At 63.9% G+C, this 8995-nt stretch carries 10 protein-coding genes; 3 read left to right on the top strand and 7 right to left on the bottom strand.

Features of this window, described 5'->3' with window-relative positions; translation table 11 throughout:
• Nucleotides 1-149: 149 nt before the first annotated feature.
• The 7 genes from ABRP87_RS10890 to dapE are packed head-to-tail and all read right to left on the bottom strand — an operon-like array spanning nt 150 to nt 4915.
• Nucleotides 150-1016, bottom strand: coding sequence for a methyltransferase domain-containing protein (locus ABRP87_RS10890; protein WP_349868788.1), 867 nt, complete (start codon nt 1014-1016; stop codon nt 150-152).
• 9 nt (nt 1017-1025) lie between these two features.
• Nucleotides 1026-1193: a DUF3117 domain-containing protein gene (locus tag ABRP87_RS10885; RefSeq protein WP_005280113.1), complete on the bottom strand. Its 168-nt coding sequence runs from the start codon at nt 1191-1193 to the stop codon at nt 1026-1028.
• An 11-nt stretch (nt 1194-1204) separates the two neighbouring features.
• The gene (locus ABRP87_RS10880; RefSeq protein ID WP_349868786.1) at nt 1205-1510 is read right to left on the bottom strand and encodes a DivIVA domain-containing protein; all 306 of its coding nucleotides are present in this window, start codon (nt 1508-1510) and stop codon (nt 1205-1207) included.
• A 3-nt stretch (nt 1511-1513) separates the two neighbouring features.
• Complete coding sequence (locus ABRP87_RS10875; RefSeq protein ID WP_349868784.1) at nt 1514-2236, bottom strand: glucosyl-3-phosphoglycerate synthase; 723 nt, start codon at nt 2234-2236, stop codon at nt 1514-1516.
• Complete coding sequence (gene folP / locus ABRP87_RS10870; protein ID WP_349868792.1) at nt 2233-3045, bottom strand: dihydropteroate synthase; 813 nt, start codon at nt 3043-3045, stop codon at nt 2233-2235. The genes ABRP87_RS10875 and folP overlap by 4 nt, the downstream gene beginning before the upstream one ends.
• Nucleotides 3046-3059: 14 nt before the next feature.
• Entirely contained in the window at nt 3060-3824 is a 765-nt protein-coding gene (locus tag ABRP87_RS10865; RefSeq protein WP_239267886.1) for an LOG family protein, read from the bottom strand.
• Nucleotides 3825-3826: 2 nt separating this feature from the next.
• Nucleotides 3827-4915: a succinyl-diaminopimelate desuccinylase gene (gene dapE / locus ABRP87_RS10860; protein WP_349868782.1), complete on the bottom strand. Its 1089-nt coding sequence runs from the start codon at nt 4913-4915 to the stop codon at nt 3827-3829.
• Nucleotides 4916-5003: 88 nt separating this feature from the next.
• Here dapE and ABRP87_RS10855 point away from each other — a divergent pair, with 88 nt between their 5' ends.
• The 3 genes from ABRP87_RS10855 (at nt 5004) to ABRP87_RS10845 (ending at nt 8784) form a co-directional block, all read left to right on the top strand.
• The gene (locus tag ABRP87_RS10855; RefSeq protein ID WP_349868780.1) at nt 5004-6362 is read left to right on the top strand and encodes an amino acid permease; all 1359 of its coding nucleotides are present in this window, start codon (nt 5004-5006) and stop codon (nt 6360-6362) included.
• Nucleotides 6363-6379: 17 nt separating this feature from the next.
• Nucleotides 6380-7351 (top strand): 2,3,4,5-tetrahydropyridine-2,6-dicarboxylate N-succinyltransferase, encoded by a 972-nt coding sequence (dapD, locus tag ABRP87_RS10850; protein ID WP_005280105.1) that lies wholly within the window; start codon nt 6380-6382, stop codon nt 7349-7351.
• A 101-nt stretch (nt 7352-7452) separates the two neighbouring features.
• Nucleotides 7453-8784, top strand: coding sequence for an amino acid permease (locus tag ABRP87_RS10845; protein WP_349868790.1), 1332 nt, complete (start codon nt 7453-7455; stop codon nt 8782-8784).
• The last annotated feature ends 211 nt before the right edge of the window (nt 8785-8995 follow it).

Raw genomic sequence — 8995 nt, 5'->3', positions numbered from 1 at the left:
AACCCCTACCCCCACCAACACAAAATGTCGTTTAACTCGACACGCCGAAAAACAACACGTTTTGTCGTTTAACCCCCACGCGCTGCTGGTGAGCGCGAAGGGCGGTATGTACGCCGGAGGCGGGGTACCGCGAGGCGAACCTGCGGTTATTAGACCGCGCGGAGGCGGTCCAGCCGGGCGCGGGCGGTGACCGTCAGCGTGGGTGGAAGGGCGGCCATGCGCTCGGCAAGCTCGTCGGCGCTGATGTGGCGAGCGGACGGGCTCATTCCTACCTGCGCGGCGATGGCAGCTTTATCCAACTGGATGGGGAAGGAAATATCTACCGGGTCGGCCGCTTGCTCGAGGTAGCCTTCCGCCTGCTCATACATGCGCTCGACCTTGCCTTCTTCCACGCCGAGGATGCCGAGGGGTTCGCGCAGCTCATCGAGGTGCCCGGCGCCCGGGGTCAGGACGATAACCTGCCCACCGGGTGCGAGGACGCGCTGGAATTCGGACGGGTTGCGCGGGGCGAAGACCACGGAAATGGCGTCGATGGATTCATCGCGGATGGGAAGTTGCTGCCAGACATCGGCAACCACGGCGCCCACGCGCGGGTGGCACTTGGCCAGGTGCTTGGCCGCGTGCGGGGAAATATCGAGGCCGACGCCGCGCGCCCCGTCGATGGAGTCAAGCGTGTGGGCCAGATAGTAGCCGGTTCCGGCGCCGACCTCGAGAAGCGAGGCGGGCGTAGAGGCAGACAGCGAGCTGGCATCGAGCGCGTCTTGTACCGCTCCGGTCACAGACTCGACGAAGGGCGCGAAATGGCCGGTGGCTAGGTACGCTTCGCGGGCGTTGACCATATCCATGTCATCGCCCTTGTGCTTGAGGCCGGCACCGGCCGCTAAGGTCACATACCCTTGCTTGGCCACATCAAAGGAATGGCCGGATTCCGAAACGAGGCGGGAAAAATCATCGGCGCCGGAAAGCGCCGTGCCGTCGGATGGATCGGCCAGAATGTCGACGATATGAGAAAGCATGTATCCAGACTAGCTAGAAACCTCGGTCAACAAAGAACCGAGCTCCGCGGCCTCTTCTTTGTTCAGCTCGATAACGATGCGCCCGCCGCCGTCGGATGGGATGCGCATGACGATCTTGCGGGATTCCACAACCGCTTCCATTTCTCCGCCAGTGGTACGTGGCTTCATTGCTGCCATAGTAGGGCTCCTTAACTATCTTCGTTTCTTTCCAGCCTAGTCTCTTTTTGCCCGCTTTTCCGCGCTGCCTCCAATTCCTGCTCCAGCTGCGCGAGCAGATCATCAACCTGATCCTGGCGGTATCCGCGCGGGACGACCTCGAATTGCACGTCATCAAAACGGCCCTGAGCTGCGGCGGCGCGGTTATTTTCCAGCACCTTCTGCGGCTCATCGGGTGGGTCCATCACGGTCCCGGGCCCAAAAAACGAACCCCACACCCACGTTCCGATCACAATGAACGCAATGAGCACCACGATGAGCACAATCCAGGACAGCATGGCTTAAATCCTACCTAGCAGTGGCGGGCGCTGAGCAATCGGCGCACTCACCCCGGCGCGCGAGAGCAGCGTACGCGCCACGATATCCGCCATTGGCGCCAGCTCATGAAGCGGCCGGTTGCGGTGGACTCGGGTGCCTAGGTCGACTTCTGTCAGCCCGCCGCGCTTGCCGATGTCCACCAGCAGCCCCGCTTCGACCCCATAGCCTTCCACGAAGGGCACCTCTAGCGCGGCCGAGCGGCGAAGAGCGTATTCGCCGCCTAGGGGCTGGTCAATGTGGGCTAGCTCTGGGAAGAACTGCCGGATGAGTGGCTTTGCGGTCAATTCGGTCACGCGCCCGCCGCCGGTGGGTTGGCCGTTGAGGCTGCGCCGATAGCGGGCCTTGACCATATTCACGCCGGGATCCTCAAAGGGCGCCGCGAGTGCTCTGACCATGCCGGGCGCGGCGGATTCTAGGTCGGCGTCGATGAAGACGACGACGTCACCGCGCGCGGCGGCGACCCCGCGCCACAGAGACTCGCCCTTGCCGGGGCGCGGTGGCTCGGGCAAGATATCGCGCCAGTTGCGCACATCGGCGCCAGCGGCGCGCGCGACTGCGGCAGTCTCGTCGGTGGAGTCGGCATCGATGACGAGCACTTCGAGGGGGTCATCGGCAAGGCAGGCGCGGATAACGCCGGCCACGGTGGAAGCCTCGTTGAGTGCTGGGATGATGACGGAAACGCTCATGCGAGCCCGCGTGTGGTGTCAAGGGGTGCGGCCGTGCCCTGGATGGCGGCGGTCATGCGGATGACGTCAACGGTCTCGGCGACCTCGTGGACGCGGAAGGCGGCCACCCCGTGCGCTGTGGCCCAGGCTGTGGCGGCGAGCGTTCCGGCGACGCGGTCTCCTACCCCGCGCGCGAGGGTCTCACCCACGAAGTCCTTATTGGATAGCGCCATGAGCACGGGCCAGCCGGTGTCGACGATCTCGTCGATACGCCGCAGGAGTTCAAGTCCGTGATAGGTGTTTTTACCAAAGTCGTGCGTGGGATCGATGAAGGTGAGATCTTCAGGGCAGCCGAGCCCCGCGGCCTTTTCTGCCAGGGCGGTGGTTTCTGCAATGACATCGGCAACGACGTCATCAAAGTGCACGCGGTGCGGGCGGGTACGCGGGGTAATCCCGCCGGTATGCGAGCACACGTAGCCTACGCGGTGGTGGCCGGCGACCTCGATAAGCTCCGGATCCCAGCCGGCCCACGTGTCATTGACCAGCCCTGCCCCGGCGGCGATGGCGGCCTCGGCCACCTCACCGCGCCAGGTATCTACGGAAATAAGTACCTCTGGGTGCCGCTCGTGCACGCGGACGATGGTGGGCACGACGCGGTCGATTTCCTCCGCGCTATCCACCTCCTCGCCCGGTCCGGCCTTGACCCCGCCGATATCGATGATGGAGGCTCCCGCCGCAATGGCCTCATCGCAGCGCTTGAGGGCGGGGTCCATGTCAAAGGTGGCCCCCTTGTCATAAAAGGAATCCGGGGTGCGATTGACTATCGCCATCACGCGCGCGAGGCTCAACGCGGCTCCCTAATGCGCTTATCGCTCATTACCTTGTGGCGCTCGATGATGTGGGCGACGGCCTCATCGGGGTCATCGGTAAGCAGGAAAAGCTCTTGGTCATCTTCGTTGATGTACCCGCCGGCGGCGAGGGTATTTTTCATCCACTCCAGCAGACCAGACCAATAATCGGTGCCCATGAGCACGATGGGATAGTTGGTGACCTTACCGGTCTGAACCATGCAGAGAACCTCGAAGAACTCATCCATGGTGCCCATGCCGCCGGGCAGGCAGACGAAGGCCTGGGAGTACTTCAAGAACATGGTCTTGCGGGCAAAGAAGTAGCGGAAGTTCAGGCCCAAGTCCACGTACTCGTTGAGGCCCTGCTCGTGCGGCAATTCGATGCCGAGTCCCACCGAGAGGCCATCGCCCTCGTGCGCGCCCTTATTCGCGGCCTCCATGATGCCGGGGCCGCCGCCGGTGATGACGGCGTAGGCGCACTCGGCGAGCTTGCGGCCGAGTTCTTCGGCCATCTGATAGCTCGCATCCTCAGGCTTGGTGCGCGCGGAGCCAAAGACCGTCACTGCCTTGGGCAGCTTGGCAAGCGCATCGAAGCCGGCGACGAATTCGCCTTGGATGCGCAGCACGCGCCACGGATCGGCATGCTGCCATTCGTGGTCCGCGCCGGATTCCAGCAGGCGCTGGTCAAAGGTGGAGCCTTGTTCTCCTTCGCTGCGCAGCAAGAGCGGGCCGCGCAGGGTACGCATGTGGTCAGGGGTCATTTTTATCCCTTCAAGTAATTAAGCAGAGCGGTAGAAACTTCGGTGATTTGCGCCGTGGGCACCTGCTCGTCCTTCTTATGCGCAAAGCCCGGATCGCCGGGGCCAAAATTCACGGCCGGAATGCCCATCTCAGCAAAGCGCGAGACATCGGTCCAGCCGAACTTGGCGCGGACGTTGCCACCGACGGCATCGACAAGCGCACGCGCCGCAGGCTGCCCCAGGCCAGGCAGGGCGGCGCCAGCAATGTCGTCGATCTCGATGGTGACGTCCTCATGCTTGCCGATGACCCCCTTCATGTACTCCAACGCCTCCTCCGTGCTGCGGTCCGGGGCGAAGCGGAAGTTGACGAACATCCAGCCCTCGTCCGGCAGGGTATTGGTGGCCACGCCGGCCTCGAGGTGGACGATGTTCAGGCCCTCGTGGTAGGTGCAGCCATCGATGGTGACCTCGCGCGGCTCGTAGTCCGCAATGCGCGTCATGACGGGGGCGAGCTTGTGCGCGGCGTTGGAGCCGAGCCACGCGCGGGCCGAGTGCGCGCGGGTGCCATGTGCCGTCACGCGCAGGCGAATCGTGCCCTGACAGCCGGCCTCGACCATGGCGCCGGAGGGCTCGCCCAGGAGCGCGAAATCGCCCTGCAACCACTCGGGGTGGTCCTTTTGCAAGTGGCCCAGCCCATTAAATTCAGTGGATACCTCTTCGCCCTCATAAGCAATGACGGTCAAATCATGCTGGAGTTCTTCCGATTCATGCAGGTGAGCAAAGGCGTTGAGGTATACCGCCATGCCGGATTTCATGTCCACGGTGCCGCAGCCGAACATGATCTCGGCGCCATCTTCGGCGGTGTCCATGTGATGCGGTACGTTATCTGCCAATGGAACGGTATCGATGTGGCCTGCAAGAACCACGCGGGAATCCATCCCGCGGTTCGTGCGCGCACACACGGTATTGCCAAAGCGGGCGACCTCCACGTCTAGACCACGCAGGGCTTCTTCCACCGCATCCGCGATGGCCTCCTCGTGGTGGGAGAGGCTCGGGATATCGACGAGCGCCTTGGTCACTTCAATGGGGTCGGCATATAGATCTAAAGTCACAAGCCGCCATGGTAGCGCCCCGCTGGGTCCGTTGCATTGTGTAATGTTCACTTCACTGTAAAAAATAACCTCTCACAAGGTGGTAATTATGGCCGAAGCCACACAATTGAAATCGCGACACCTCACCATGATGGGCCTTGGCTCCGCGGTGGGTGCCGGTCTCTTCTTGGGCGTCGGATTGGGAATCCAAATCTCCGGCACCTCGGTGCTCATCTCTTATGCCGTCGCCGGCGTCCTCATCGCGCTCATCATGTGGATGCTCGGGGAAATCGCCGCGGCCCGCCCCTCGCTCGGTTCCTTTTCCACCTACGCTGGCCAGGCCTTCGGCCACTGGGCGCGCTTTACCATGGGCTGGATCTACTGGTTCATGCTCATCATGGTCATGGGCGCCGAAATCACCGGCGCCGCCGCGATCATCGGCAGCTGGTTCGATATCGCCCCGTGGATTCCCGCGCTCATCGCGGTGGCCTTTTTCGCCGTGGTGAATTTCGCCGCCGTGCGCGGCTTTGGTGAATTCGAGTTCTGGTTTGCCATCATCAAGGTCGCCGTCATCCTCGCCTTCCTCGTCATCGGCATCCTCATGGCACTCGGCATCCTGCCCGGCATGGATCTCTCCCGGGCCGGGACCAACTTCACCGATAACTTCCTGCCCAATGGCATGCCGGGCTTCGCCGCGGGCCTGCTCGCCGTGGCCTTCGCGTTCGGCGGAATCGAGCTGGTGACCATCGCCGCCGCCGAGTCCGAGGACCCCGCCCGCAACGTGGCTACCGCAGTGCGCGCCATCATCGTGCGCATCATGATCTTCTACATCGGCTCCATCGTGGTCATCACCATGGCCTTGCCGTTTAGCCAGATCCAAGATGCCGATGCCGCCGCCGACTCGCCGTTTACCTTGGTGCTCGAGGCCGCCAAGATTCCTTTCGCCGCAGGCTTCATGGAGGCCATCATCGCGCTGGCCCTCCTATCCGCCTTCAACGCGCAGATCTACGCCACCTCCCGCTTGGTCTTTGACATGGCCAAGGACCACTGCGCGCCCAAGTTCTTCCTCAAGACCAACCACTCCGGCTCCCCCATCAATGCGGTCATCTTGTCCATGATCTTCGCCTTCGCCTCGGTGGGCCTGCAGTTCTGGAACCCGCCGGGACTGCTGGCCTTCCTCTTCAACGCCGTCGGCGGCTGCCTCTTGGTGATCTGGGCGTTTATCGTCGCCTCCTTCCTCAAGCTGCACCCGCAGTTGAAAGCGAACGGCGAGCTCACGGATATCCGCGTGCCCGGCTACCCCTGGTTGCCGTGGGCGACCGCCGCCGCGCTGGCCGCGCTGACCATCTTCATGCTCTTTGATCCCTCCGCCCGCAACCAAGTCATCGCCGTCATCATCCTCTTTGCCGCGCTCGTCGCCTTGTCCTTCGTGGTTCCCGCGGGCAAGCGCGAACAAGTACGGCAGTAATTGCTAAGCTAGCCACCATGACTTCTGCATCCGCACGTGGCCTGGCAACCATTACCCACGACGGCACCGTCTTGGACGTTTGGTTCCCAGCAGTTCATACCGATAAGCAAGTAGAGACCACCGGCACGACGCGTTTGGAGGAGACTCCGCAGCAGTTCTCCGCCCTCGTCGGCCCCGATGAGGAGCGCGGCGTGGCCCGCGTGGCGGTGGAAACCTCCATCGCTGACCTCGACGAGGCCCCCACCGATACCTACGACGCCTACCTGCGCCTCCACCTGCTCTCTCACCGCGAGGTAAAGCCGCACGGCCTCAACATGGACGGCATCTTCCGCCACCTCAATAACGTGGTCTGGACCAACTACGGCCCCTGCGCCGTCTCCGATTTCCAGATGGTGCGCGGCCGCCTCGCCTCCCGCGGCCCCGTCGTGGTCTACTCCGTGGATAAGTTCCCCCGCATGGTGGACTACGTTGTTCCCTCCGGCGTACGCATCGGTGACGCCGACCGCGTCCGCTTGGGTGCCCACCTCGCAGAGGGCACCACGGTCATGCACGAGGGCTTCGTCAACTTCAACGCCGGCACCCTGGGCGCTTCCATGGTGGAAGGTCGCATTTCCGCGGGCGTCGTCGTGGGCGATGGATCCGATATCGGCGGCGGTGCCTCCATCATGGGCACCCTGTCCGGCGGCGGCAAGGAAGTTATTTCCATCGGCGAGCGCTGCCTGCTCGGCGCCAACTCGGGTATTGGCATTTCGCTTGGCGATGACGCCGTTGTCGAAGCCGGCCTCTACGTCACCGCCGGCACCAAGGTCGCCGTCTTTGGCAAGGTGGCCGAGGCCCTGGGCGTCGGCAATGGCGAGGCCGTCAAGGGCTCCCAGCTCTCCGGCGCCTCCGGCCTGCTGCTGCGCCGCAATTCCGTCTCCGGTGCCGTCGAGGCCGTGGAGTGGAATGCCGAGGCCGTCGCGCTGAACGAGGACCTCCACAAGAACTAACGCCACCCCAATTCCCGTGCCCTGAGTCCGAGAAATACCATGGAGAAGTGTCTGATAACTCTTCTACCCTTGGTTCTGGCCTGAAGGTCCGCCACCTGACCATGATGGGGCTTGGCTCCACCATCGGCGCCGGTCTCTTCCTTGGCACGGGCGTCGGCATTTCCGCCGCCGGCCCAGCGGTGATCATCGCCTACGCGATCGCCGGCTTCCTCGCCATCCTCGTGATGCAAATGCTCGGAGAGATGGGAACGGTCATCCCCGCCTCCGGCTCCTTTTCCGAATACGCCGAGCACGGCATCGGCCACTGGGCGGGCTTTACCCAAGGGTGGATCTACTGGTGCGCCACCGTCGCCGTCCTTGGCGCCGAAATCACCGGCGCCGCGGGCTTCATCGGCTCGTGGTTCAACGTCCCGCCCTGGATCCCCGCCGCCATCTGCGTCGCCGTCTTCGGCCTCGTCAACCTGCTGCGTGTGCGCACCTTCGGCGAGTTCGAGTACTGGTTCGCGCTCATCAAGGTCGTCGTCATCATCGCCTTCCTCATCATCGGCGTCCTCCTCATCTTCGGCCTCCTACCAGGCCACACCTTCGTAGGCACATCTGTCTTCCTTGCCGATGGCTTCATGCCCAACGGCCTCGGCGGCGTCGCCGCCGGCCTGCTCGCCGTAGCCTTCGCCTTCGGCGGCATCGAGGTCGTCGCCATCGCCTCCGCCGAATCCGAGGACCCCGAAAAGTCACTGGTCAACGCCGTGCGCTCCACCATTCTGCGCATCTCCGTGTTCTACTTGGGCTCCGTCCTCGTCATCACGTTCCTGCTTCCCTATTCCAGCCTGGACGCCGCCTCCACCGCCGCCGAATCGCCCTTTACCATGGTCCTCGACCGCGCCGGCATCCCCGGTGCCGCCGGCATCATGGAGGTCATCATCGTCCTCGCGCTGCTATCCGCCTTTAACGCGCAAATCTTCGCTTCCTCCCGCATGATGCACTCGCTCGCCGCCCGCGGCGAGGCCCCGCGCATCTTCGCCGCCACCAATTCCGAGGGCGTGCCCACCACCGCCATCGCCCTGTCCGTCGCACTGTCCGCGCTCATGGTCGTCCTCAACTACGCCGATACCGGCTGGTTGCTCACCTTCATGCTCAACGCCGCCGGCGCCTCCCTGCTCATCGTGTGGGTCTTCATCGCAGTCAGCCAGCTGCGCCTGCGCCGCCAACTCGAGGCCCTGCACCCCCTCCCAATCCGCATGTGGGCCTTCCCTTACCTCACCTGGTTCGCCCTCGCCCTCTTCGCAGCCATCGCGGTGCTCATGCTTACCGATGCCACCGCCCGCACCCAACTCCTCTCCGCCGCCGCCATGTTCGTAGTGCTCGCCATCGCGGGTGTGCTCAATTCCAAGGCCCGCGGCATCGACCCGACCTCCACGCTCCCGCTGACCTAGCGGCCACTCCCCGCCTCCGGCCCACCATCACTGCCTCACATCCAGATCACCGCGCCTGCCGCTCAACCCTCATCACCTGACGCCCCGCCCTCACTGCCCACCTCGCCCTCGCGCCATATCTGTGACACCCGCCCCGCCCTTCGCGCTCACCCGCACTGGGCGGGGCGGGTGTCACAGATATGGCGCGAGGGCGAGGTGGGCAGTGAGGGCG

The sequence above is a fragment of the Corynebacterium sp. KPL2830 genome, assembly GCF_040225635.1.
Lineage (GTDB): Bacteria > Actinomycetota > Actinomycetes > Mycobacteriales > Mycobacteriaceae > Corynebacterium.
The sequence above is the reverse complement of the archived record's forward strand: the minus strand, read 5'-3'. Positions and strand labels throughout refer to the sequence as shown.

Excerpts from the sequence above, each read along its gene's own strand:
- ABRP87_RS10855 (WP_349868780.1), top strand. The coding sequence starts at position 5,004 with ATGGCCGAAGCCACACAATTGAAATCGCGACACCTCACCATGATGGGC.
- folP (WP_349868792.1), bottom strand. The coding sequence starts at position 3,045 with ATGGCGATAGTCAATCGCACCCCGGATTCCTTTTATGACAAGGGGGCC.
- ABRP87_RS10885 (WP_005280113.1), bottom strand. The coding sequence starts at position 1,193 with ATGGCAGCAATGAAGCCACGTACCACTGGCGGAGAAATGGAAGCGGTT.
- ABRP87_RS10875 (WP_349868784.1), bottom strand. The coding sequence starts at position 2,236 with ATGAGCGTTTCCGTCATCATCCCAGCACTCAACGAGGCTTCCACCGTG.
- ABRP87_RS10890 (WP_349868788.1), bottom strand. The coding sequence starts at position 1,016 with ATGCTTTCTCATATCGTCGACATTCTGGCCGATCCATCCGACGGCACG.
- ABRP87_RS10865 (WP_239267886.1), bottom strand. The coding sequence starts at position 3,824 with ATGACCCCTGACCACATGCGTACCCTGCGCGGCCCGCTCTTGCTGCGC.
- dapD (WP_005280105.1), top strand. The coding sequence starts at position 6,380 with ATGACTTCTGCATCCGCACGTGGCCTGGCAACCATTACCCACGACGGC.
- ABRP87_RS10880 (WP_349868786.1), bottom strand. The coding sequence starts at position 1,510 with ATGCTGTCCTGGATTGTGCTCATCGTGGTGCTCATTGCGTTCATTGTG.
- ABRP87_RS10845 (WP_349868790.1), top strand. The coding sequence starts at position 7,453 with ATGATGGGGCTTGGCTCCACCATCGGCGCCGGTCTCTTCCTTGGCACG.